General features: G+C 56.8%; 27 protein-coding genes and 1 pseudogene. 6 read left to right on the forward strand and 22 right to left on the reverse strand.

Features of this window, described 5'->3' with window-relative positions; genetic code table 11:
- Positions 1-208: 208 nt before the first annotated feature.
- From GS630_RS20530 to GS630_RS20540, 3 genes are all read right to left on the reverse strand, one after another.
- Positions 209-631, reverse strand: a complete 423-nt coding sequence (locus GS630_RS20530; protein ID WP_170474328.1) for a cytochrome c — start codon at positions 629-631, stop codon at positions 209-211.
- Positions 632-792: 161 nt separating this feature from the next.
- Positions 793-1,260: a DUF411 domain-containing protein gene (locus GS630_RS20535; protein ID WP_170417767.1), complete on the reverse strand. Its 468-nt coding sequence runs from the start codon at positions 1,258-1,260 to the stop codon at positions 793-795.
- A 74-nt stretch (positions 1,261-1,334) separates the two neighbouring features.
- On the reverse strand, positions 1,335-1,964 hold the full coding sequence (locus GS630_RS20540; RefSeq protein WP_170417770.1) for a cation transporter: 630 nt from the start codon (positions 1,962-1,964) through the stop codon (positions 1,335-1,337).
- A gap of 74 nt (positions 1,965-2,038) precedes the next feature.
- Here GS630_RS20540 and GS630_RS20545 point away from each other — a divergent pair, with 74 nt between their 5' ends.
- Positions 2,039-2,455: a helix-turn-helix domain-containing protein gene (locus tag GS630_RS20545; protein ID WP_170417773.1), complete on the forward strand. Its 417-nt coding sequence runs from the start codon at positions 2,039-2,041 to the stop codon at positions 2,453-2,455.
- A gap of 209 nt (positions 2,456-2,664) precedes the next feature.
- Here GS630_RS20545 and GS630_RS20550 read toward each other — a convergent pair whose 3' ends face one another.
- From GS630_RS20550 to GS630_RS20595, 10 genes are all read right to left on the reverse strand, one after another.
- Positions 2,665-3,702, reverse strand: coding sequence for a hypothetical protein (locus GS630_RS20550; protein WP_170417776.1), 1,038 nt, complete (start codon positions 3,700-3,702; stop codon positions 2,665-2,667).
- Positions 3,703-3,789: 87 nt separating this feature from the next.
- The gene (locus GS630_RS20555) at positions 3,790-5,625 is read right to left on the reverse strand and encodes a relaxase/mobilization nuclease domain-containing protein (protein ID WP_170417779.1); all 1,836 of its coding nucleotides are present in this window, start codon (positions 5,623-5,625) and stop codon (positions 3,790-3,792) included.
- Positions 5,622-6,041, reverse strand: coding sequence for a hypothetical protein (locus tag GS630_RS20560; RefSeq protein WP_170417782.1), 420 nt, complete (start codon positions 6,039-6,041; stop codon positions 5,622-5,624). Before GS630_RS20560 ends, GS630_RS20555 begins: the two co-directional genes overlap by 4 nt.
- 472 nt (positions 6,042-6,513) lie before the next feature.
- Positions 6,514-6,714, reverse strand: coding sequence for a hypothetical protein (locus tag GS630_RS20565; protein ID WP_170417785.1), 201 nt, complete (start codon positions 6,712-6,714; stop codon positions 6,514-6,516).
- Positions 6,715-7,397: 683 nt separating this feature from the next.
- The gene (locus GS630_RS20570; protein WP_170417788.1) at positions 7,398-7,940 is read right to left on the reverse strand and encodes a hypothetical protein; all 543 of its coding nucleotides are present in this window, start codon (positions 7,938-7,940) and stop codon (positions 7,398-7,400) included.
- Between the two features lie 22 nt (positions 7,941-7,962).
- Entirely contained in the window at positions 7,963-8,253 is a 291-nt protein-coding gene (locus GS630_RS20575; protein WP_152460667.1) for an addiction module antidote protein, read from the reverse strand.
- 5 nt (positions 8,254-8,258) lie between these two features.
- A complete protein-coding gene (locus tag GS630_RS20580) occupies positions 8,259-8,552 on the reverse strand; it encodes a type II toxin-antitoxin system RelE/ParE family toxin (protein ID WP_170417791.1) in 294 nt (97 codons plus the stop codon).
- A 115-nt stretch (positions 8,553-8,667) separates the two neighbouring features.
- A complete protein-coding gene (locus tag GS630_RS20585; protein ID WP_170417794.1) occupies positions 8,668-10,533 on the reverse strand; it encodes a ParB/RepB/Spo0J family partition protein in 1,866 nt (621 codons plus the stop codon).
- Between the two features lie 218 nt (positions 10,534-10,751).
- Positions 10,752-11,156, reverse strand: coding sequence for a DUF3768 domain-containing protein (locus tag GS630_RS20590; protein WP_152460664.1), 405 nt, complete (start codon positions 11,154-11,156; stop codon positions 10,752-10,754).
- Between the two features lie 527 nt (positions 11,157-11,683).
- Positions 11,684-11,953: a WGR domain-containing protein gene (locus tag GS630_RS20595; RefSeq protein WP_245220702.1), complete on the reverse strand. Its 270-nt coding sequence runs from the start codon at positions 11,951-11,953 to the stop codon at positions 11,684-11,686.
- A gap of 233 nt (positions 11,954-12,186) precedes the next feature.
- Between GS630_RS20595 and GS630_RS20600 the strand changes: the two genes are divergently transcribed.
- The 4 genes and pseudogenes from GS630_RS20600 (at position 12,187) to GS630_RS20610 (ending at position 14,802) form a co-directional block, all read left to right on the forward strand.
- Entirely contained in the window at positions 12,187-12,579 is a 393-nt protein-coding gene (locus tag GS630_RS20600) for a GFA family protein (protein ID WP_152460663.1), read from the forward strand.
- A 102-nt stretch (positions 12,580-12,681) separates the two neighbouring features.
- The gene (locus tag GS630_RS20605) at positions 12,682-12,984 is read left to right on the forward strand and encodes an SH3 domain-containing protein (RefSeq protein WP_152460662.1); all 303 of its coding nucleotides are present in this window, start codon (positions 12,682-12,684) and stop codon (positions 12,982-12,984) included.
- Between the two features lie 155 nt (positions 12,985-13,139).
- Positions 13,140-13,280, forward strand: a pseudogene (locus GS630_RS22685) (DUF6429 family protein); the annotation flags it as partial.
- Between the two features lie 115 nt (positions 13,281-13,395).
- Positions 13,396-14,802, forward strand: a complete 1,407-nt coding sequence (locus GS630_RS20610) for a hypothetical protein (RefSeq protein ID WP_174819503.1) — start codon at positions 13,396-13,398, stop codon at positions 14,800-14,802.
- Between the two features lie 482 nt (positions 14,803-15,284).
- Here GS630_RS20610 and GS630_RS20615 read toward each other — a convergent pair whose 3' ends face one another.
- Positions 15,285-15,584 carry an MBL fold metallo-hydrolase gene (locus GS630_RS20615; protein WP_170417797.1) on the reverse strand — a complete coding sequence of 100 codons (300 nt, stop codon included), beginning with the start codon at positions 15,582-15,584 and terminating at the stop codon, positions 15,285-15,287.
- 84 nt (positions 15,585-15,668) lie between these two features.
- Between GS630_RS20615 and GS630_RS20620 the strand changes: the two genes are divergently transcribed.
- A complete protein-coding gene (locus GS630_RS20620) occupies positions 15,669-16,580 on the forward strand; it encodes a homocysteine S-methyltransferase family protein (protein WP_170417800.1) in 912 nt (303 codons plus the stop codon).
- A gap of 464 nt (positions 16,581-17,044) precedes the next feature.
- Here GS630_RS20620 and GS630_RS20625 read toward each other — a convergent pair whose 3' ends face one another.
- The 8 genes from GS630_RS20625 to GS630_RS20660 are packed head-to-tail and all read right to left on the reverse strand — an operon-like array spanning position 17,045 to position 24,518.
- A complete protein-coding gene (locus GS630_RS20625) occupies positions 17,045-17,872 on the reverse strand; it encodes a citryl-CoA lyase (protein ID WP_170417803.1) in 828 nt (275 codons plus the stop codon).
- Positions 17,869-19,065 (reverse strand): CaiB/BaiF CoA-transferase family protein, encoded by a 1,197-nt coding sequence (locus GS630_RS20630; protein WP_170417806.1) that lies wholly within the window; start codon positions 19,063-19,065, stop codon positions 17,869-17,871. Before GS630_RS20630 ends, GS630_RS20625 begins: the two co-directional genes overlap by 4 nt.
- On the reverse strand, positions 19,065-20,510 hold the full coding sequence (locus GS630_RS20635; protein WP_170417809.1) for an aldehyde dehydrogenase family protein: 1,446 nt from the start codon (positions 20,508-20,510) through the stop codon (positions 19,065-19,067). Before GS630_RS20635 ends, GS630_RS20630 begins: the two co-directional genes overlap by 1 nt.
- On the reverse strand, positions 20,507-21,202 hold the full coding sequence (locus GS630_RS20640; protein ID WP_170417812.1) for a hypothetical protein: 696 nt from the start codon (positions 21,200-21,202) through the stop codon (positions 20,507-20,509). Before GS630_RS20640 ends, GS630_RS20635 begins: the two co-directional genes overlap by 4 nt.
- A complete protein-coding gene (locus GS630_RS20645; RefSeq protein WP_170417815.1) occupies positions 21,199-22,209 on the reverse strand; it encodes an agmatinase family protein in 1,011 nt (336 codons plus the stop codon). The genes GS630_RS20640 and GS630_RS20645 overlap by 4 nt, the downstream gene beginning before the upstream one ends.
- Positions 22,206-23,081 (reverse strand): arginase family protein, encoded by an 876-nt coding sequence (locus GS630_RS20650; RefSeq protein WP_170417818.1) that lies wholly within the window; start codon positions 23,079-23,081, stop codon positions 22,206-22,208. The genes GS630_RS20645 and GS630_RS20650 overlap by 4 nt, the downstream gene beginning before the upstream one ends.
- Positions 23,081-23,755 (reverse strand): hypothetical protein, encoded by a 675-nt coding sequence (locus GS630_RS20655; RefSeq protein ID WP_170417821.1) that lies wholly within the window; start codon positions 23,753-23,755, stop codon positions 23,081-23,083. Before GS630_RS20655 ends, GS630_RS20650 begins: the two co-directional genes overlap by 1 nt.
- The gene (locus tag GS630_RS20660; protein WP_170608326.1) at positions 23,748-24,518 is read right to left on the reverse strand and encodes an arginase family protein; all 771 of its coding nucleotides are present in this window, start codon (positions 24,516-24,518) and stop codon (positions 23,748-23,750) included. Before GS630_RS20660 ends, GS630_RS20655 begins: the two co-directional genes overlap by 8 nt.
- Positions 24,519-24,581: the final 63 nt, after the last annotated feature.

Below are 24,581 nucleotides of genomic sequence, written 5' to 3' on the forward strand. Positions count from 1 at the left end.
TAACAGGACGCGGCCGAACCGGACCTTACTTCAATATGCAGAGAACGGCAGGAGAGAGCCCTAACCTGCTCGTGCTGCGACTTACATATATGTCCGCTTCCGTGAAGCTTACTAGAATGGCGCATTGTCAGCTTTATGCCTGCTGAGAATTGTCGTCATAGTATCGACAGCAAAAACACTCATCAAAAACCAACAGATTGACGACAGATCAAGGGAACCCCGCACGCATATAAACGATGATCTTCCAAAGGTCTTCTTCGCTCAGCGCTTCCTTGAAGGCTGGCATGTCTGTTCCGAAGCGTTCGCCGCCCTCGGAAATTGCCCAAAGAAGGTACTCGTCCCCCGACATCGGCATCTGAACGAACCATCGTAGGAGAGCGGGAGAGGGCGCGAGCGAACGTCCGGCTTCACCATCGCCCAAACCCTCAGCTCCATGACAGCTTGCGCAGTTTTCCGTATATAGCGTCTTGCCCTCCGAAACATTCTCGGGCGTTGCACGAATGGTGCTCCGAGCCCCGCGGTAGGCTGCGGGCACGTCCTCGTTCATATACGTCCAATGTCGTTGCATGCGCTGCTGCTGGCCAGGCCCCATATTGCCGTGCCCCCAACCACGCATGTGCTCAGACCTCATGTGGTTAGATCCCATTGGCCCGTGACCCCACCAATCTCCTCGTTGTTGTTGTGCGCAACCCACTGTAGCAATGGTGATAGACAGAACGCTTAAGGTAAGAGTGCGTAATCCAAGCTTCGTCATCTTCTCCTCCTTACTGTTTCCGCTCGATGAACGTCGCCTCAGGCCGCTTCGTAACTCTTGAACACCTCGGTGCTACCGTCCTTGAGGATCAAAAACACGTCGTAGGCCTCACGACGATCTTCCGGCCCCATCCCAGGGGAACCGTAGGGCATGCCAGGAACAGCAAGTCCAACAGCACTGGGTTGCTCCTCCAGCAGACGACGAATGTCTGCAACCGGCACATGCCCCTCGATCATATAGCCATCGATCTCGCCTGTGTGGCAGGACATCATTTCTTCGGGAATGCCGTTGTCCAATTTGTGGCGGACAAGCTGTGTTCCAAAGCTGCGCTCCTCGGTAATGCGAAAGCCTTCCTGCCGCAGGATGTCGATCCAAACCTGGCAACAGCCGCAGTTCGGATCCTTGAGAACACGGACGGAAGGCGTGTCTTGCGCAAACGCGGCAAATGGTACTGTGCTGGCAAAGCCAGCGGCGTAAGTCAGTACTTGGCGGCGTTTCAGGTTCATGGCGAGAGTCCTTGGTATTTCCAACTAAATTGAGCCGATTTCGTATCATTCGAGATCAAAGGTCATAATCCACGTCAAACATGCTCATGTTCGCCAACTTCCCGACGCTCGGCGAGCGCTTGGCGCACGATCTGGAAAGCAGAGGAAAGAAACAACGTTGCCATGACCGCCGCAACAATCAGGTCAGGCCAACCGCTAGCTGTGCCCCAGACGCCTAAAGCTGCAAACATAACGGCCACATTGCCAATGGCGTCATTACGCGAACATAGCCAGACAGAGCGCACATTTGCATCGCCGTCCTTGTAACGGACGAGCAAGAGAACACTTGCGAGATTGGTCATAAGAGCGAAAAAGCCAACGATGCCCATGATCTCGGCCTCCGGCACTCCGACATAGAACACCCGGTACACGGTCGATCCAAACACCCAAAGACCCATCAGCAGCAAGCTCACCCCTTTCGCCAGAGCGGCATTGGTGCGTGCACGGATTGAAGCCCCGATCACTGCCAGCGAGATACCGTAGGTCAAAGCATCCCCAAGGAAGTCTAGAGCGTCGGCCTGAAGTGCCTGAGACTTTGCATAGTGACCGGCAGTCATCTCGACGACGAACATCACCGCGTTCAGAGCAATGACAATCCACAGCCTCCTTTTGTAGTCGTCTGATACGCCGTCGAATTTGGCGTTGTGTCCGCAACATGCTGACATTGGGAAGCCCTTTTTGTATCTGTCGTGACCATAGTGTAGTGTCTCTAGTTACTAGAGGTTCAAGAGGTATTTTCATGTTTTCTATCGGGGAGCTTTCCAAGCGCACGAAGGTCAAAGTTCCGACTATCCGCTACTATGAGGAAATGGGCCTGCTTGCCGCACCAGAACGCACCGAAGGCAACCAACGGCGCTACGATGTGGCAGGGCTAGAGCGTCTCAGTTTCATCAAGCATGCACGCGATCTTGGTTTCTCAATTGAAGCGATCTCCGAATTGATTGTGCTTCAAGGCCACCCGGATCGTTCATGCCAAGCCGCAACGGACATCGCCGTCTCACAACTTTCCGAAGTAAGAGCAAAGATCAAACGACTACGGGCTCTTGAAAAAGAGCTGGTTCGGATTTCGAAGGGCTGTGATGACGAAGGAGTGTCAGAGAACTGCTATGTGCTCGCGTCTCTTGCCGATCATAAACTCTGTCACCACGATCACTAAACTATGAGCGGACATTGCTTTAGTCCCAGCGAAAGACTGTTTTGTCCGCTTCTTGCCTATTCAAACGTGGTGCAGCGAATGCCCGGAATGTCCAAGGACAAGAGTCCGTCCCAATCGGAACAGACCCCACATTACTCCAACCCGGTGGTCTCGCTGTTCCCGGCAACACATTCACCGGCGCGAACAATCATCTATCATGTCCTCCGTGGTTAAAGACTGTGTCCATCATACTCATGGACGTGGGTAGCCTGTTCGCGGGTATGGGCAATCTCTTGCACCACGGCGGCAATCTTGCTGGATGAAACTTGGTGCAGCTCACCAACAACGGCCTCCGCGCGCTCGTAGCTGTCCGGAACGCCTTGGCTGTTGAAATGGGCGGCAGCGGTGGAAATGTCCGCGTCTTTCCAAGTCGCCGTTGTGCCGATTGAAACGCTGTCATGATCGTTGTAGCGGGCCAGGAACTTGCTTCCGTCGAGACCGAAGCTGTGCGCGGTCGCCACAATGTCATCACGCACAGCCAGCCATTTTTCGGCTTCCGTGGGGTCCAGGTTGTCCAACTCGGCCGCATTCATGGATGTGGTGTAGCTGTCATCAGCCAAAGTGTATGCCTGCAGGTCGGTGTCATATGGGCGCAGTTCGGCAACATCGCCTTTCAACTCCCCGATCTGAACGTCCATTGCGGCACGCAAGTGTGGATCTTCGACCTCTCGTGCAAGAGCCTCCATGTTCTCGATGGAGTTCACGATGTCCTTGGTCTGCTGCTCGTAGTTCTCAAAGATGGCCTCCCCCAAAGCGGATTGCATATACTGAACATAGCGATCACCGGGCGACTGGTAGTCGTCGGACTCCTGAAAATCCTTGTCACCACTCAGATCCGCAAGGGACGAATAGTAAGGGTGATACAGATCGTATTCCTGAGCATCACTCATGTGCTGAGAAACCAAAGCCTGCATATCGTTCAGATCAACCGGCTCCCCTGACCGCTCCGCAGCTTCAAATTCGATTTTGAATTCTTCGACCAGATCTTGTTGCGCAGTATGTTCGTCAACACGGCGGTTGGCCTGGTCCTCGATGTCGAAGCTGTTTGAGGCGATGGCTGCACGATCAAAGCCCATCGCCTGCTGTTCTTTCCTGATGATGTCGATCTGCTCTGAAACGCGATCTTCACGCGGGGCGGATTGATCAAATCTGGAATAGGGTGCGAAGTGTTCGACTTCGTTCAAAAGATAGTCTGTACGCGAAACCATAGTTTTTCCTTTGCGAGTTGATGGAAAACTCTGTGATGGGTCTGCCTGGGGCGTTGGCGCGCGCATCAGGCAGACCGGTTAAAGTCCTTACAAGCTGTGCCCGTCATCGTCACCGCGCCCCTGCAAGAGCGGGTGCGTTGCGTGGGCGTGAACGTCTGAAAGTTCTTCTGAGATTGCGATGATCCTGGAAGACGCAAGCTGGTGCAGCTCGTCAACAACGGCCTCAGCGCGGTCGTGGCTGTCGGGTAATCCTTGCGCCTGGAAGTGGGCCGCGGCGGTCGAAATGTCGTCGCTGCGCCATCCCATTGTTGTACCCAGGGTGACGTTCTGATGATCGCCAAAGCGGGCAACGAACGCCTCGCCATCGAGGCCGTAGCTGCTGGCCGTGTCGGTGACTTCTTTGCGGATCGCTGCCCACTTGCCGGCCTCTGAATAATCCAAGACATCCATTTCGGCAGTGCCCATTCCCATCATCGTTGAATAGCGGCGGTCCTCGATGATGAAGGCTTGAAGGTCCGGATCGTTGGTGCGCAGGTCCGCAACGTCGCCCTTCAACTCGCCAATTTGAATATCCATAGCGACACGCAGATGAGGGTCGTCAACCTCACGGGCCAGCCCTTCCATCTTGTCGATGGATTGCAGCAATTCTTTGGTCTGAGTCTGGAAGTCCTCATAGGCCCCCTTGCCCAAGGTGTCCTGTATATAGACCTCGTACCGGCGTGCTGCCGGGGCATAATCAGCGGACGACTGGAACGCCTTGTCATCGACAATATCAGCAAGGGCAGACAGATACGGATGGCTCTGTTCGTTGTCCCGAACGTCGCTGATATGGGCAACAACCTGAGCCTTCAGCTCGGGTGCGATTGTTTCCTCAGAACCGCCTAATTCGATGTGTCGCCGCAAGTTGCTCATGACTTCGGGCGACACATAAGACGGGTCTCCTGGCTCGCCGTAATCATCAAAATGATGGGCTTGATCCAGCAGATGTTCCATTCTCGATACCATAGGTTCCTCACTTTCAACGAGTTGGATGGCAAACTCTTCGATCCGGTCTTTGACAGCGTTGGCGCGCTCATCAAACAGATCCGACATTCTTGCGATGGAGAGTGTCATCACATCACCGGCCATGTCGCGGGCCGTAACTTCAACCTCCGGAGTGCTTTCAACAACAGACAGTCCGGCCTGAACCTTCCACGTGTCGGTCTCAACTTCCTGCCGCAAACCGCGCTCAAGGCGGGTCGTTGCGGTCAGCTCAATTCCGTATCCTTCGGCAACCTCAACCTGGATAGAGCGCTGAACGTCGATGTTCATGTCGCTGCTCATACCCATAGCCAACCACTGCCCATGTTCCACGCCTCGGTTATTCACAACGATGTGGACATGGGGGTTGTCAGTGTCGTTGTGGAACACGGTCAGATAGTCCCAGGTATCGCCAAAATCACCGCTCCCAAACAGGCGATCCGCGAAGTCCAAACCGGCCTCATGCGCGGCATCCGGATAGGTGCCTTCGGGAAAAGAAACGATCATGTGACGGGTATAACCATAGTTGGTTTTCCCGTTGAAATCCTCGGCCCAGGTCTCGATCAGATCACTCACCTGATCGGCATCGAGCGGGGTCACACCATTGTCGCGGATGTCCAACACGCCCTCTGCCCTGACGGTCAGGTAATTGATCTGGCGGCGCAGCTCATGCGCTTTTTTCACCCCACCTTTGCGGACGTGTTTCACAACCGCCTCGGGCTTTCCAACCACAGCACCAAGCCGCGCCTTGATGGATGAGGCCCGCGAGATCATGAACTTCATGCGCTTGGCGGTTTGCAGCTGCTGGCTGATCTGCTTGGACCGATCGATACCCTTCTGCGCTTCCCGGAAGGCTAGCTCCAGAAAGTCCCCTGCCGTCAAATTGTGAGCCGCGACGTTCATGCTTCAGATGTCCTCTCATCGTCGCGCAAGATTCGGCGAATGGCGGAGTCTGGCTCTCGGTTTCGGCGGGCCGCGGTGATCAGCGCCTTCAGGTCTTGCCGGTGCTGGATGATCGCACGATGGAGGTTTTCGACATCGCGCCGGTCGTCATCGGTCCAGATCACCGAACCGCGTTTGGCCGATTTTGCGAGCTGATTGAGGTTGGTGTATCCACCCTGAACCTGCCGCAAGTGCGTCTGCCAGAGATCGACAACGGCCGGGTCAGGATCGAGATACCCGATCAGACGATAGATCAGTCGTTGGATGATCTGGTTGCGGCTCTTGGCCCCAAGCGACTGCACGGCCTCCTCCAAACGCACCAACGCATCTGACGGCAATCGAACGGAAAAGACAGTGGTGTCGCCGGGCTTGCTCAATGTATACCTCTGGTTGTTTTTATGACTTGTAACACAACTACCTTATCCTGTCATACTCTCCAAGAGGAAACCGGGGGTGATTTTAGAAATCCGTATTTTCTCAAATTGCCCCCGGAACAGTTTTGCTCTTGGAGGCAATCTCCACGCCGGGAAAAGGGTCCTGCCCCTTTTCCAGCCAGCAGGCGTGGGTGCCGGTGGACCGGCGCAGGGCAATCACGCAAAGCGGGAGCTGCCCGAACAGCGCCCGTCACATACCGGCACGTTCAAGGTCAGTATGGCATTTTCCGCGCGCCTCAGCGCGCTCAATGTCCCGCCGCTTTCGCGGCGGGTGTGGCAGGGTTGTCTGCTGCCGCATTGGGGCAGGTCGGCACCCCTGCCCGGTCTTAGGACCGCGCGCCACCTGTGGCGCATATGTGGTCCGGCCTGCGGCCGGAGCAGAAGAAAGGGCGGCTTGCGCCGCCCTGCCCTCCCGTCATTCGGTGACGGGATCGTCATCGGTGCGCTTCGGGAAGGCCACCATCTCAACGCCAGGGAACATGCTGTGCTTGACCTGGATCGAGGTGATGGTGCCGGTCTCATCGGTATTGACGAAGAGCACCCCGCATCGATCCCAGAATGTCTTGCCTTCTTTTTCACCGGTCTTGACGCTCAGTTTCAGAGTTTGAGTTGCCATTGTTTGATCCTCGCTATGGCGTGTTTCGATGAACAAGGGAAAAGCGGGCATCAAGGGGATGTCAGCAGGGAATTTGATCCGCGCGGAATGCGCCGCAGGCGCAGGGGACATTCCTTGTTGAAGCGCGGCGCCCGGCCCGGGCGCCGCGCGTCTTCCCCGACTGCCCGCTTATGTTCATCCCTTCAGAAACACCGCAGCCGAGGATCTTCTCCGGCAACGTACTTGAAACTGTCAGACCTGGTGAAAGGCAAGGCTTTCTGGGATCGCTGCGCGCGGAACATCTGAACAAAACGATGTCTTTGATGGCGGCAACATCACCTCGATCCGACACAGGCGCGGCGCTCAGTTCTAAGTTGGGGGTTGCCCTTCTGGGTCGGTATGACCGTCGTCGCAAAGGATGAAGAATGACGGACGGTGCAAACCGCCCTATCCAACTGGCGGAGGCCAAAGACCGGACGGTCCGGCCCTGGTCCGTGCTTGTGCGGATCAGGTAAACAGCCGGACTCAATTTGGATTGGCGGGTTCGGTAGGACGCCCCGGTAATCCGCAAGAACTCTCTCAAGCGCTGTCGCGGGGCGAGACCGGCGCACGGGCAGATACAGTGATGAGTACGCCAAGAAAAAGGCCCACCGAAGCGGGCCACGAGTTTAACCAAAGGAAAATCTGGAGGTATTCTTTACAGGCTAACGCTTGCGCGCGCGATCGACAACACCGTCAGCTGTGATCGTGGCAATGCGATCCTCTGTGCGGCGGGTCATTTCCACCCCGTCACCCGTCATATGCGCCTCGGCAAATTCCGTGAACTTGAAGATGCTGCCATCTGCTTCAACATGGGTTTCGTCCTCTGCCGAGCGCCGCTTCACCGATCCGTCATGGCGGATTTCGATGATCGTGTTGTCGGCCATTCGGACCGTCACGGTATGCTCATCTACAGCGACACCCTGCCACCAGGCATCTGCATCGCGGCGCACAACAATGCGGTTTGGGTGCAGCTTGATCTGCACGTCCTGTACCTCGTCCGGATCAGCGGCTTTGACGACCACGATGGCCTCCTGCGCGCTGGGATCACCATGGATCGACGCGCTCCCGTTTTTTGGCGGCCAGAGCTTCGGCTGTGTGCGCGGCTTGCCCTTCTGGTCTGTATGAAACCCGACGAACATCTGCGCGGATTTCCAGACGCGGCGGGCGGCTTTTTCAACCGTAGACGGAGCTGCATCGGTGGACATGGTGGATAGCCTTTAAAGTGGGTTAATTCACGTGCATTTTCGGGGTGAGCGTCACACCCACAGCGCTCAGCACTTTCAGCACCGTGCCAAACTCGGGATTGCCATTTTCGCTAAGTGCGCGGTAGAGGCTTTCCCGAGACAGACCAGATTTGTCGGCCACACTCGACATACCTTTGGCCTTGGCAACATCGCCAAGTGCCGACGCGATCAGCGCCGTGTCGCTGGTTTCAAAAGCCGCTTCAAGATAGGCTTGAATGGCTTCCGGGCTGTCCAGATAGTCAGCCGCTTCAAACTTCGTTGTTTTGACACCCATGTTTTTCACTCCAACTCTCTTGCCATCGCCTTGGCGGTTTTGATGTCGGCTTGCTGGGATGACTTGTCTCCCCCGCACAGCAAAACGATCAAAACGTCACCGCGCGACACATAGTAAACGCGATACCCCTTCCCTTCGGAGATACGCAGTTCACTCACACCTTCACCAACCGGTTTCACATCACCGGGATTGCCCAGGCTCAACCGCGTGATGCGAACCAAGATCCTGGCTCTCGCCCTTTGGTCCTTCAGGCCCTTGAGCCACTTGTCGAACAGGTCCGTCTTACGAATTTCTATCATACCTATATGTAGCCTACAGGCTACAACCTTTCAAGTCAAAACAACCTATACCATTGAACTAAAATCAAAAATCATTGCTGAAAAGCAGGGCGCGTTGCGCCCTGCCCTGCCAGTTTCAGAAGCAATCCGGCACCCATGCATCGATCCGGGCTTTCTGTGCCTCGGTCACGCCCAGTGCCTTTTGATGCTCTGGATCATTGAAGAGCTTGTGCAGCGCCTCGTTCTTGGCACCCTTTTTGGATTTCGCGAAGGCTTTGAACATGTCGGCGTCGATGTGCAGGTCCAGCAGGTCTTTGTAGAGATCATCCAGCTGCCAGCCTTTCAGACGCTTGAAGCAGTTTTCAGCCGAAGGGGTCCAGATCGCGCGCATGTCAGCCTCGATCTCAGCCTCGATCTCCGCCATGAACTCCGGGCGTTGGGTCAGAAACCGCCGGGCCAGAAAACCCGTGATCTCACCATTGCGGGTCTTCTTGCCCAGATCGCGAAACGCTTTGAACGCTTCCACGCTGCCTTGTGCGGCAATCTCGTGGAACTGGTCATAGGCTGCCTGTGCCGCTTCATCCCGTTCTCCGCCAAGACGCGGGTCGAGGATGAACTGGTCATCGATCTCGGGTGTGTTCCGCTCGGCACCACCATAGCCAAACCCAAACAGATTGCTGCTCAGACCGGAGGCCGGGGTGGCAAAGAAAGCAAACAGGCTCAACACATAATCAGGCTTGTCCAGCAGGGCCGTTTGAACCGCTGCCAGCCGGATCGCCACCATGTCGTCGATGAACTTCTGCGAATAAACTGGTTTTGGTTCTTCCTTGATCTCCGGTTCTTTGACCGGGGCCAGAACACCAGCCTCAATGGCAGCCTGAACATGTTCCGCCGCGACATAGGCCGGGGATGTTTTGATCTCGCCATTGTTGGTGACATAGACAAACACGCCGGACAGCTTGCGCTGCGCGTCAGAATAGAACGGCGCCGTATAGTCCTCAAGCGCGGCCAGCTCCTTTTCACCATCCGCGTCCAGAGCCTCACCCTCATAGAGTTCGGCAAGTTCGTCATACCGTTCGGCCTGTCCTTCGGTGAAGTCCCGGCTCACCATGTCCAAACGGTGCATGTCTTTCGTACCCGAGAACCCATAGGGAATGTAGCTTTCCTCATGGGTGTCCACCCAGTCCCAGCCTTCCGCGTCGCGCAGTTTTTCCGCTTCTACCGCCAGTTTCTCGGCAAACAGACGATCCAGTAACGCGCCTTCATTGAATAGGGTTTCATCGGCAAACAGATCAGCGGTGACGGTGCCGCCCGCCTCAACATAAGCCTTCTGCCCGACAAATACGGCCTTGCGGCTAGTGCTGCTAACAGCCTCCGACGTCAGTGCCTGTTTGACATCATGCTCACTGAACCACCGACATTCTTTGGCCCGTTCCAGAACCTCCAGAATTTTCTCTTCTTCGGTGCTGACGGTCATGGCCTTGGCCAGCCCCATGCTGATCTCACCGGCTTTGAGCGCATCCAGAACGGCGGCGGGCAGACTGGCAAGCGCGAGGCGGCGGCGCACATGGGATTCGGTCACGCCAAACGCATTGCTGATCTTGGCAATAGACAGAGATTTCTCGGCCATTTTGCCATAAGCACGGACCTCGTCCACAGGGTCCAGTTCTTCACGGGCGGTGTTCTCCGCATTGGCCCATTGCTCAGCCACGAAGGGATTGTCCGTGACCTTAACGGGAACCTGTGCCAGATCAGCGCGCTCAGTCACGGCGATGTTCAGAGCCCGTAGGCGGCGACCACCGGCAACGATTGCGACTTTGCCATCGGTATCGCGCAACCCGCTGAGGTTCTGGATCAAGCCACACATAACCAAACTGTCGGCCAGAAGTGCAATACCTTCCTCACCAACCTCCTGTCGTGGGTTGATGTCAGACAGGTAGAGATCGGACAGGGATACGGTTTCGATGGTTTCCGGTGCGGTGAATGTTTCGACTTTGCTCATGGGGCAAATCCTTGTTTGAGTGTTTGAGATCGTGTTAAGGGTGCCCTACCCCTTCCGGGGTAGAGCGGAGCCGTTTAGATGGCTGCGTGTTGGATCAGGAAGCGGCGCGCGATGTGGAAATTGTCGCCCTTCCTGATTAGCGCCCACGCTTCTGCGATACGTTGCTGCAAGATTTCATTGCTCATGGTGTTCACCTCCTTTCCGGTTTGGGATTGAGATCAGTATTCGCTGGGGCACATGATGGTCAGAACGCGGCGCGTCACTGACGTGTCAAACGGCCGGTCGGACCCATACGTGTAGTCCGTGTCGTAAAGATCGATCTTCCAGAACAGCTTCTGGTCACGGACTGTCACCGCCCCAAAGGTGTGATCGCCATAGGGGTCATTGCCCTCGTCAAACTGGTCATCCGACGCCACCGCTGCCAAAGCTGCAGTCTGGAACTCCATCCCTTCACCTGACACGCCGGGCGTGACAAATACCTGACCCTGAATTCCCTTAGAATGCATCTCGATTGCCGCAGTCGGATCGATCAGCGCTTTCCGAAATAGGTCATTCTGGGTCGCAATCTCTGCCGCCTGCAGGCTGGTGTCAGTGTCGATGTCTTTTGTCTTTTCAATGTCCAAAACCGTCTCTCCTTTTGTGGTGCGACCTCTGGGGTTGATCCCCTTTGGTGCTGGTTTTGAGCCGAGCCCTGAAAGGGCGTCGTCTCTAAAACCTGCCCCGTGGCGAACGCGGAGAGGGGCGAGACAGGACCAATCGACAAGAGTGGTGCGGCCCGCAGCGCAGGCGCGCGAGGACACGGTATTGTCTATTTGTCTTGTCCGAGGGGGGAGGCCGCGCCTTCCCCCTTACGGAAGGTAGCGTTTGGCTTGTCCAAATCCCGCCTGACCCACAAGGAAAGGACAAAGGATCTCTGATCCTGCGTGAGCGCAAAAGGGACCGTCACCCGAATGGGCAGATCACCACGGCATGGACCGACCATGACCCAAAGCCCCTGCCCCGGCTCGCAAGAGACGGGTCAGGGGCTACTGGGACAGGGAGATCATTCTGGGGTGTTCTGGGTGGAAGCCGATACGTCGGCTGAAACCTAGAGCCTGCTCACGAGCCGAAAGGCTCGGGATTTGCCACAGAAACAGACTGCAGCCCGAAGTCACTCACCGACCGGAACATACCCTCGACGGAGCTTTTGCTTTTCGAGATTGTGGAGCGCTTCACTAGCCAGGGCTTCGTCATCATACGTCACCATCATGGCTTGCCCGTTCGTGCCAATACGCCCCCAGGTACGAAGCACTGAAACCTCCCCAAACAACGTCGGCTGCAACTCGATGCCATAGAACCGCGCCATGTTGATCTCAGGGTCCACATGGATCAGGTGCACAGGTGTGGTGTCTGTCAGCTCCATGACGCGATTGTCGATCAATAAAGCTCGTCTGTCCAATGACTTTGCTGGAACAGTCAATTGGCAAGGATTCAGAACCGTGATGAAAACATTCGACAACTCAATCTGTCTGATGCTTGCCTCGTACCCATCCAGGTACAGGAGCTCATATTGGCACCATTCCACATTCCGCTGCTGGAACCGTTGTGACCACTGGCCAGAGTAGGTACGGTTTTCTCATATCTTGCAAAACGAAATAGAAGGATGAAGGCAACGTGGCTGAAATCTTGGAAGGCGGATGTTTTTGCGGTGAGGTTCGATACCAGGTCACTGGCAGCGCAGTAATGCAACTCATGTGTTTTTGCAGTGATTGCCTATCGATGACCGGAACGGACGGTTATGCCGGGTACATGATAAAGTCGGAAGACCTGCAGCTGCTGAAAGGCAAACCACGGACCTTTGAGAAGACCTCAAAGGAAGGTCGACCTGTCATCAAGCATTTTTGTGGCACCTGCGGATCAGGCCTGTGGGGCGTGACAGCCTTCGGATTGACGAGCATTGCGGCTGGGACATTGGATGAGCCAAACAACTTCAAGCCAACGAGCAAGGTTTTTGTGAAAGATGCCCCCAACTGGGCCAGGGTTCCCCACCATTTGGAAGAAATGTAGCGTTTGAAGCTTTGGTATCACCTACATTTCTGTCTTGGAGTTGTTCCTCTTGGTGACCCGAGTTGCTACGATTGTCGTTGAGGCAATAAGCAGGACATCGCGATGCGCAATGCAATCTTTTTACCCCTAATGGCTTTGTTCCTGGGGGTCGTCATGGACGTTAAACCGGCGGCGGCCGCGTCACTCGGAACATATGAGGTTTTTGGCGTCGAAGACGGTGACATGCTAAAAATGCGCAGTGGGCCTGGAACAGGGTTCAATGTGATCGTTGGTCTTCCAAATGGAACCGCACTACGAGTTCACGGCTGTGAGCAGACCGGTGGCACCCGTTGGTGCCGCGTCTCTTTGGAGCGCGCGCGCAAGCTTAAGGGATACGTCTCTTGGGCATATTTGCGGAAAATCTAATACGACAGCGATCAGCACCACCATCTTTTAGCAATCATAGAATACCGGCGGAAACGCCCTGACGAATCCACTAGTTGGGCTCACACCCGTCGTCGAAGCGGCTCGCAACATCCCCGAATTCGCTGGGTTCAGGACGGCCCTAAGGCTTTGACTGGGGAGCGCTTGATCGCCTGCACCGTAACGGATTGATCCTGGACCCGGTTGGAAAGGCAAAATCGGTGGTACTGACCGATGAAGGCCTGCGCCGCTCCGAAAAGCTTTTCACAGAGCTTTTTGGGCGGGAGCCAAAGACATAGCATTCGCCATGACAAGTCCCTCCATGTAACGCAGGTCTGCATACGCGTGTGGGCTGGCTGGCGGTTGCAATCTGCGCTAAATCGCCCCTGTCCGGCAAACAGGGAGAAGCTGAAGATGACAACGGGGAACGATCTTGGTGGGCTCATCGGGTTTATCACCCGTGACGAGATTTGGCATGAGCGGCTCGCTGATGTGTTGGACGAGCATTTTCTGCCAGCGCTCGAGGCCTTCGATCTTGAGTTCGAGGATCTGGGCGACTTGCTGGGCGAGGATTGGCCGATGGTCCTGTGGGGTGGTGGCCTGGAAGATTTGCTGGGCAGGACATTCGGAGCGGACGCCGAAAACGCTGCGGATGCTTATCTGAAAGGGAGCGGTTCCAAGGAGAGTGCGCAGACCCGCGCCTATATCAAAGGATTGCGGGACGCGTCGGTCAGCCTTTATGAGGTGAGCGAGGTAGACCCCGGCAGATCCATGGTCTTGCGCAACATGCTTTCGGACGCAGAGCCGGTTACCGTCCGGGAACACAGCGCGACGCAGATGCTGCAGCGATGGGATCGCATCGCAGCTCGGGTTGTCGCACAGGGGGATTATAACGTGATCTCGGGGGCGCTGCTCCCATTCGACCCCGACACCGTCGCGTTTTTTGAAGACGGGCTCCGCTCCGTGTTGAAATTGAACCCCGACGTTGAACTGAGGCTGACACAGGATCAGCTACACCGTTCCGCACCCCTCTTCACCAATGCCTGGCTCTTCGCACATCTGCCGAACCTACTGGATCCGGAACCACCACAAATCAGCAACAGCGATGGCGACAACCTGCTCTTTCACGACATGCGCTTCCCCCTCGCCAGCAAAGTGACGCAAAGCCAGGTATCTGAAAAGCTAACACAGTCCGCAGAACTCGTGATCTCAGGCCAGAAGGATTGGACCTGGCTTGACCTCGACACCCCGTCCGGCACCAAGCACGGCACCGGCCTCGTGTTGGACAAATCAATGTCAGGGGCCTCCGTGCTTGGGTCCCTAGATCTGAAAGGTCGGACACTCACACTTTCTGTGAGCTCTACAGCGCGCGCTGAACGCGGCGAAGCCCTGGTCCGGGACCTCCTGGGCGACCTGGTGAAATCTCCGCTGACATCAATCCAGACCGCCGAACAGATGATGGCGGATGACAGCACGAGTAACGGAGTGGCAGAAGAAGAGGACATCCCCCGTGCCCTTGCCCGTCAGATGGCCCACGAATATCTCGAACAGCATTACCGCGATACGCTTGACCAGCCGATTCCTGCCCTGGATGGCAAGACCCCGCGCCAGGCCGTTCGCAGCACGGCGGGCAGGAAGAAAGTCATAGACTGGCTGAAGACAATCGAAAACCGCAGCGCGCGCCAGACCGGCTCTCCGGTGGCTGAGTATGATTTCGGCTGGATGTGGGACGAGCTTGGTCTGTCAGACTACCGAAATTGGACCAGCGATGGTTCTTGCAAAAACCGTTCCAAAGCTTCGCCTCCTGAACCCATCGACTAACCCATGTTTTCCCGGCTGCGTCTTGCAGAGATGTGGCAAGGGTTATGCTGTCGCTGCGCGTCCAGATGGTTTGCCTCGTGACAGCTGGGGCACAACAAAATTTCAGTCTCCGTGGACACACCGGTTTCATAATCGAAACAGTACTCTTGTCCACATATTTCCAGCACCTCTCCACTCTTGGCCAGTTCCGAACTTGTCACCTCGCAGTGATCACAAATTCCGTCCAAGAGAGCTGATTGGAGTTCAGAAAGAACCACTGTTTTCTGAAAATTGCACACTCTGTCACTCATAACTGCTTCAGGCTTTCACAAAATGGTGAAGAGAGAAAGCTTGTGAAACAAGAATTCAAGGGAATGTGACATAGCCCAATGGGTTCGAGATTTAGTTTCGCCGATCATTGCCTGTAAGCTGCGCGGCGCGTCGAACTTTCACGTCAGCCGCCATCCCACAACAGACCCGCGCACATCAAAATACAACCTGGGCTAGTCCTCCCAGCGAAACGCGTCGTTGTCCGCCTTCACCCGACCAATAGACGGCAAAGCGAAGTGGTTTCCCAGCACAATACATCCCGTTTCCGAGGCGCTTTCCAACAGTTTCCGACGGGATGTCACGGCCATCTCAGCATCGGAATCAAACATAAAATGCCACTCGGGATGCCAGCACTGGGCGGTTGTATGGATTGCATCACCTGTAATCAGAGCGCGCCGGTCGCCACTGGTGATTTCGACCGAGACATGACCTGGTGTTTGGCCTGGCGTGGGGATCAGAGTGACGGAATACACCCTGTCGCAGTCCTAAGGTTCACAGGAGGCCCGAGACAAAGTAGGTTTCTTGTGCAGAGGTAACGGCAATAGGCGTGGATCAGAATGGCGCGACAGCTCCCACTCGAAGGTAACAAGCCCTTTCTGGTTTACGCCGGCACTGGCACCGACCTGATTTTCAATCATGGAATTGAGCTTCCCGGTTTCGCGTCGTTTCCATTGCTGGAAGAACCTGGCACCAGGGTGATACTGGCCGGTCAAATGCAGGCTCTTGTCGATCTGGCCCGTGAAATGAATGTCGGATGCATCCTTGATGCGCCCACATGGATGGCGAACGCCGACCGGGCAGCGCCCTTGGGGTACGATGCAGAGCGGCTCGCCGAAGTAAACAAAGATGCGGTCAGTCTAATGGAAGACGTGCGCCAAGCTGCCGCTCGCGATGATGTACTGGTGTCGGCCTGCATCGGCCCGCGCCATGATCCTTACGCCGACATCCCGCCGGTACCCGTCGAAGATGCACGTCAATACCACGCCGCTCAAATGCACAGCCTGAAAGACACAAGCCTCGATCTGGTCACCGCTTATACATTCAACCGCCCAAGCGAGGCAGCGGGATGCATCCTCGCCGCCCGGGACGCTGAACTGCCGATCATCATGTCTCTGGTTGTTGAGACAGACGGGTGCCTGGCAGACGGGACCAAACTTGTGGACGGAATTGACCAGATCGACGCAGCAACCGACTCGGCGGCGCTGTTTTTTATGGTCAACTGCGCTCACCCTACCCATTTCGCCGGAGCGCTTGGCAACCACCCCCGGCTGAGAGGCCTTGTGGCGAACGCTTCGAGTTGCTCGCATGCGGAACTTGACGAAGCAGATGAGCTGGACGAAGGCGATCCAGCTGAACTTGGTAAACAGATTGCCGCGATTGCGAGGCAGAATCCGTCGATCCAAGTATTTGGAGGATGCTGCGGTACCGACATGCGCCATCTGAAATCGATGATCAGCGAACTAGCATAGCCAACTTGGTTCAATCTGAGCGATAACGCTGAGATCTAAGGTGATCCCGTAATTTCTTTCCACAACTTGTTAGGAGATCGGCCCTTTGCTGCCGTTGACCGAGGGCGCGCATCGCTGCGGTGCGGCCCACCAGACCGGACTTTAGCTGCGACTGCGAAATCCAGCGATCGACAAACTCACGCATCGCGGACCAAGTGTGAATTCGCCGCGCTTGTCGCGATGGCAGCTCGGTGCGCTTCGCTGACGTCAGAACAAGCGTGAAAATGTATCGATTCTCGCCTGGATTGAAATACCTTCAAAGACAACACCAAAGAAGTGAATCTTTGTTCAGACTAACATGTTGGGTCTGCTTCTAGGGGGGGATGCCCAATGACCGAGACCGGCAAAACAGTCCACACGCCAGTGGCGCTTCAATGCCAAGTTCGGTGTGAATTTAGGCGTTCGCACCATCAATGGTCATCGGGTTAGCGCTCCGATTTGACACCAATATATTCCGGCAGATAACGCGGCGGCATTGGCCCCTTGTTCCGCCCGCCCTGTTGAATCTGTTCCCAGCCATGAGACAAGACGCCAACCGAGCGGGAAAGACAGAACAATCCCCGGGAAAGCGGTGCCGGGAACCCCAATTCGCAAAAGATAACAGCCGTGGCCCCATCGATATTCATCGCGATATCGGCACCGCGCTTACGTCCGATTTCCGTCTGTATAGCTTCACCGATATCGGCAAATCGCCCTTCTACAGTGCCTGACATCGCGGCCTCGCGTACCAACGCCATCAATCGCGGTGCGCGGGGATCGACGGGCTTGTGGAAACGGTGGCCAAAACCCGAGACGATCTTGCCATTTTCCTCACACCAGGCGGCGATACCGTCGCGGACGGCAACTTCCTGTTCAGCGCCGTCATCCATCCGTTTGGCGACGTCGAAATAAAGCTCGGCGCATTGTTCACCGGCGCCGCCATGCACGTCACCCAACATGTTGACCCCGGTGGCCATGACGTTGTTGAGCCCCAGCCCACAGGTCGCGGCCATACGCGCTGCGGCTATCGATGGCGCCTGCGGACCATGATCCACGCCCGCCACCAGCGCGCATTCAAAAAGCGCCGCCTGTTCTGGCGTGGGCAAATTGCCGCGCACCATGAGCCAGATCATCTGAGCAAAGCTGACGTTTCCGATCAGGTCCTGGATCGGGTGGCCGCGAAAGGCGATCCGCCCCGGAGCCATGTCGATAATTTCGGTGCGCCACCAGTGGCAAATGGCATCGGCGTCATTGCGTCCTGCGGGGTCCGTCATATCGCGCCATCCTTTGCCAGTTTTTCAATGTCTTCCGGTGAAAGACCTAACTCGCTCCAGATTTGAGAGTTGTGCTGCCCCAATGTGGGCGGTGGTGCATCGACGGTGGGCGCGCTGCCGTCCAATTTGATCCCGGTCGTGGCAACCTGAATGTCGCGTCCGACGCCGGGGACGTTTTCAAACTGGTCGAGGAAACCGCGGTCTGCAACCTGCGGCATTTCCAATACTTCCGGCACTGTCAAAACCGCTCCTGATGGCACACCAATGCTATTGAGTTCCTTGGCCCAGTCGCGCGGTGACCGGGTCTTCAACACGGTCTCCAGCTCAGTTTTCAGAGCCAGCCTATTGCGTTTGCGATCCTCGCGCGTGGCATATTCAGGCCGCTCGCGCAGCGCGGCCAATCCCAGGTGGTCCGTCAGTAGCTCCCATTGCTGGTCTTTGTTTGCGGCAATGTTGATCAACCCGCCCTTCGCTTCAAACGCACCGGAAGGCGCCGAAGTGGGGTTTTCATTGCCATTGGCAGTCGGATTGACGCCGGCGATCAGATAGTTCGACACCACCCAGCCCATTGTCGCCAGCACCGATTCCAGCATCGACACATCAATAAAGGTGCCGCGCGGATTGGCGTTCAGAGCAGATGAAATCGCAAAGGCTGCGGTGATGCCCCCCACAGTGTCTGCCACCGGATATCCAACGCGCAGCGGCGCGCTGTCGCTATCCCCGGTGATCGACATCACACCCGAGGTTCCCTGTATGATCTGGTCATAAGCCGGGCGGCGTATCCACGGGCCCTCTTGGCCAAAGCCGGAGATAGCACAATAGATGAGGGTCGGATTGGCCTCTTTCAGGGTCTGGTAGCCCACGCCGAGGCGCGTCATGACGCCGGGCCGGAAGTTTTCAACCACGACATCTGCAGTTTCGACCAGTTTCAGAAAAATCTCTCGACCCCGTGGGTTCTTGAGGTTGACCGTGACCGATTTCTTGCCCGCGTTCTGGGCGAGAAAGGACACGCCCATGTTGACTTTGTTCAGCTCTGGGTCGGCCCCCAGTTGGCGGGCGAGATCGCCCCGACCGACGGCTTCGACCTTGATAACCTCGCCGCCCAGATGCGCCAGATGATGACAACAGAACGGACCGGCAAGGACATTGGTCAGATCAAGAACACGAATGCCCTTCAAAGGTGTCTGCGACATTATCCGCGCCCCGCGTGTACAACCTTGGCCGCCGTGAAAAACTCGCGGCAATAGCTGCCTTTTTCCGGTGCACCATAAGAGGATCCCTTTCGGCCCGTAAAGGGTGCGTGGAAATCCATGCCGGCGGTGGGCAGATTGACTTGTATCATGCCTGCTTCGGCGTTCTGCGAGAAGTGATCGATTTTGGCGGGATCCCGCGTGACAATTCCTGCGGACAATCCAAATTCGCAGTCGTTGGACGTGGCCAGGGCGGCGTCGTAATCCGGCACGCGTAACACGGCGGCGATGGGCCCAAAGATTTCGTCTCGTGCCACGGCTGCGTCGGGTGACACATCCGTAAACAACGCAGGCGCAAAGTAATGGCCGGTTGTTTTGGATTTGACCTCGCCACCACCTGCGGCAAGCGTTGCACCGTCATCCACAGCCTGAGACACGTATCGTTTGTCGATGGCGAGCTGCGCTTCACTGGCGACCGGACCAATCTGGGTTTCCGGAGCGCGCGCATCACCGATCCGAAGGTCTTTCATTGCCGCGCAAAGACGGTCAACAAATGCGTCGTGAATGCCCTCGGTCACAATCAGGCGGGAAGACGCTGTGCAGCGTTGTCCGGTTGAGAAAAAGCTGCCCTGAACGGCGCAGTGCACCGCCAGATCCAGATCGGCGTCATCCAGCACGATCAAGGGGTTCTTCCCCCCCATCTCCAGCTGCATTTTCGCTCCTCGCGCAAACAGCGCCGCCCCCATATGGCGACCGACGGGTGTGGAACCGGTGAATGTGACCCCGGACACCTTGGGGTGCGTAACGATTGCCTCCCCAACCTCACGGCCTTTTCCCATCACAAGGTTGAACACCCCCTCAGGCACGCCCGCACGGGCAATAATATCGGACAACATCCATGCCGATCCGGGCACCAGTTCGGCAGGTTTGAACACAACCGTATTGCCATAGGCCAGAGCGGGTGCGATTTTCCATGCGGGGATCGCCAGTGGGAAATTCCAGGGCGTGATTACGCCCACAACGCCGATTGGCTCGCGTACAACATTTAGCGACACACCTTCGCGCAGAGATTGGTAGGTGTCGCCGGTCGCACGATACGCCTCAGCCGCGAAATATTTGAACAAATGCCCGGCGCGATGCGCTTCGGCCTTGGCTTCGGGCAAGGTTTTGCCCTCTTCGCGGGCCAGCATATCGCCCAGCTCGTCTACACGGGCGAGGATTTCCGACCCGATCCGGTCGAGCGCTTCGAACCGGACCAGAGGCGATGTCTTGCGCCAATTCGGCAGGGCCGCGGCCGCGGCCTCGATTGCGTCAACCGTTTGATCGGCGCTTGCCCGGGCATACTCGCCGATCGTGTCGTTCAGGTCGGACGGGTTGACATTGGGGGCCGCGTCGCTGCTAGCAACCCATGATCCGGCGATAAAGTTGGCAAAGGGGTTTGCAGTCATAGCGCTTCCTCAAGAACTGGTCGCCACCCGATATCTTCATGCCGGTGGTCCACAGTATTCACGTAAAAATAGGTCGGGCCATGATAGCCCCTGCACACCCGCCCATCGGCCCGTCTGGCAACCGGTTCGGCGGTCCAGCTGACCGCGCCGAACCAGTTCCACAAACGGTTATGAGGCGAGGTCAGATGATCCGGGCAAAGCGGTGCTGTACTATTGGCCGGGTCCGGTTGCGGAGCGTTCAACGCCCCGCTGCCCCCCACCAGCGCATCCCATTCATTGGGGCGCGTCGCCCCCTGAAAAGGGTCACTACAGGGCGTATCCCCCCCCGTAAGCAACCGGCAGCGAAACAGGCGTCCATCAATCGACAGCTCTGTGCCATGGACATACCCCGCATCATCCAGATCCTGCCAGCTGACGCGGCTCATAAGCATCCGGTCGGCGACCATCAATCTTCTTCCACCGTCCTCAAATAGATGCCAGTTCAGGCGCAGGTTCGGGTCTTTGGGACTGTCGGTGAGCGCCCAGTTGTCCCAATTCGGGTCGCGTTCAAATTCCGGTAGGTTCCCGGGTTGCAGGCCCTCGTAAGGGCAAAGCGCTGACAGGTCTGTGATCCAGGGCCGTGTCGCGGGCGCAAGTGTTTTTCCTGCATGGGAAAACCCACCCAGCTGCTCTGTTCCTTTGTAGTCCATCATTGCTCTGTCACCGCCCCGGTCACAGGTTGTGTGCGGAAGCGACGCAGGATCCGGAACAACATTTCTGCAGCCAGAAATTCGGTACGCTCCGACGGATCAAGAGGAGGGGACACCTCAACAATATCCAGTCCACCCAACGGGGCCTCGGCCAGCCCATCCAGCAGATCGTAATACTGACGCGGTGTAATACCGCTATGAACGATTGAGCCGGTGCCGGGGAGGTAGCCAGCGTCCATCGCATCGATGTCGATTGACAGATACAGTTCGTCACATCCCTTCATGGCATGCTCCAACGCCTGACGAATTGCCTCTGCCGTCCCCAATTTATGTACGTCGCCAGCCGAAAACACCCGACCGCCCTGCTCTTCGATCAAGGCGAGTTCACCGCTGTCGACCCAACCGGTGATCCCGACCCAAACCATATTGGACACGTCGACATTGGGCAGTTCGGAAATCCGACGGGCATTGGTTGCGTGGTTATGGCTGCCCCACGCGCCAAGCCGGTCAGAGAAATCCAGATGACCGTCGATCTGGATATACCCAAAACGTGCATTTGGTGCGCGTTTGGCCAACCCACGGGAATAGCCAAGGCAGGCCGGGAAGCTATTATAGTGATCACCGCCCAGTGCCAGAGGGATCGCCCCTCCAACGCTCAGCGCCTCGGTCATTGCGGCAATGGCCTCGGTGGTTGCGTCTACATCCTCAGGGGTGATCACTGCATCCCCGCAATCCACGAGCCAGTCGCTGGCCGTTGCGCTTCTTTGGCCCGTATCTGGATCAAAACTGACCCCCTGCGGTCGCATGGATTGCAATACCGTCGTTGCCTTACGCAGCGCCTCGGGACCAAACCTGGTTCCGAGCCGGCTTGAATGTGTCCAATCGCTGGGCATACCCACCACACCGATTTGGCCCGGACGGACGTCGGCGGCATCGAGCAGAGGCCCATCAAACAGCCGATACCCCGGTTGTGCCAGAGGCGGGAGAAATGTCGTTATCGCTGCAGTCATGTCAGTACTTTTTCCTTGGAAGTTTGGCGGCGCGGAAAATCAATCCCAAAGCCGAGGCGCGCATAGATAAACGCCAGAAGAGCCGTGACCATCAGGCGTTGGCCAACCTTCACGACACCCATTCCGGGACGGTTCGGATTCAGACCGGTCAACATAATGGCGCTGACCTCGTGCCGTCCCAAAAGCTCAAGCCATTGCACCACCGTCGCAAGATCGCAGCCCCCCAAACGGGGCCGATCACAAAGCGCACTGAGCGATGTTTCAAACACCGAGAGATCAAACCGAACAAACAACGGCTTTGATGGATCCCGCCACTCTGAAAACGCGGCACGCTGCGCGGCAGTATCTCTATTTACCGGCGTGGTCGTTCCGTTCGGCAAGGGCGCAATATGAAAATCGCGCGCATCGGCTGGTGTACCGCCAAGCTGCACTGTCTGACAATGAGGGAGCGCGCTCCGCGCCGTCTCGGACATGCGATCTGATCCGCCCAAAAAGATTGCACAGGCGCCATTGTCGCTGATCTGACGCATGGCCGCCTTCAAGGCCGCGTGGATCGCATCTTCGGACCCCGGTGCAATATCTCCGAGATCACAAAGCCGCTCGTGCAGGCCATCGGTACTGATATCCTGACGCGCATCGATATCTACGGGGTGACTGAATTGTGGATTTGCGTGCCAACCGAAATAGACCGAGGTTTCGCGTAATGCACGCGGCGCCAGAGATTGCCCTGCATGAGGTGCGTTTGTATCTTCAAACGGGATGCCCAGTACGGCCAGATCTCCAGACCGGACGTCGCCGATTGCTTTGGTCTGAGAGCGCATGAACGACAGATGCCCTGCCATGCGCGGCAACGGGGCCGAACGTAGAGGCATCAGCCTGCTCCTTTCTCAAGACGAGCTGTGACCGCTTGCAGGATCGCCAGTGCAGCGCGGGTTTCAGCCTTGCCACGGTTGTCCAGTTCCGGGGCAAGCCCAAAAACCGCAGCCGCGATGGTATCGCCCGGGGTGGCGTCAATTTGCGCGATCATTTGTGCTGGTGACATTCCCGTCAGGCGATGCGGGTGCGATACCCATTTGCCCGCAAGCTCTTGTAAATCCACAGACAGGATGACCGGTTGGGTGCGGGGCAAATGGCTCACTGCGCCGCCATTGACCCCAATGATGGGAACATCCGCACCTGTGACCTGTCTTGCGGCGACGTCAAGCGCTTCCAAACCGCTGGAATCGCCGCCTACCAACACCATGCGGGCACCGGTTTCAAGAACCGATTCACATTGCGAGGCAACTGCGAGAAAATGCTTGTCAGGTTCTAGCGGAAAGACGTTCACGTCCCCAAGGTCAATTGCATTCGCGGGTGTTACTGTGGGGCAGGACGCATACCGAAGCTGGCGCGCGAGATAGCGTTGCCCTGCCGATGGCCGGGCGAGATTGTCACAAAAATAGCCTGCAATCGCGACCTGACCGGGCACGAGATCTTCCAGATCGCCAATGGATGCGCCCAGAAAACTGGGGATCGCGTCAAACTGTATTTGCGCCGCTTCACTCATTGTGCAACGCCGCGTTCAGGGTTTCGATCGCCGCCAGTTCCGACATTCCCCTGGTGTCGCGCGCAGGCGCAAGGCCGGTGATCACAATCGCCTGCCATTTACAGGACATGGCACCAATGACGGAAACCAGCGTTTCAGGTTTCATCCCGCCGGGATTTAGGCCGACGCTGCCAGCTGCATGCCCCAGATCAATGACCGATATGTCGATCCACAAGACAGCGCGCTCGGGCGTGTCAGAATAGTCGCCGTGCCCTTCATCCAACTGCCGCGCGGTGCGCCAATCCATCTTGCGCTGGCTGATCAGATCCCAGACACCAGCAGGTTGATCGCCGTTCAATCCCACCCAGATCGTGTTGGCTGTTCGCGTCGCGATATCACGCCGGGCCAACGGCATGGCCGCGACAACTGGCAGATCAGGCAAGGCCCCCAGCACACCCGAGGCGACATCAGACGCGCCACCCAAGACAACGGGTACAACACCGTGATCCACCATTTGCGTCACAAGTTGTTCCAACGCGGCAGGCCAATCCCCTGACAGGTCCAGATTGCCAAGATCCCGACCATCTACAGGCAGTCCGATCCCAAGTTGGGCAGTCATTTTGCGCAGCGCATCGGGTGCCAGAGAGGTGCCGGATCGGGGCCCGGTGTTAACTTCGCTCGGAACGCCCATAACCCCAACACAATCAGCCTTACATTGCGAATGAATGCCAAAAGGAAGGTCCGCATAACCAGCTGTTATCATTTGTTTCCGCGCGCTATTCATTGCCAGACGCCTTCGTTATTTGCGATTTCCAATTGCGCTCAAACCGGCTATAAAAAGCGACGG

It is taken from the genome of Ruegeria sp. HKCCD7303, from assembly GCF_013111185.1.
GTDB lineage: Bacteria > Pseudomonadota > Alphaproteobacteria > Rhodobacterales > Rhodobacteraceae > Ruegeria.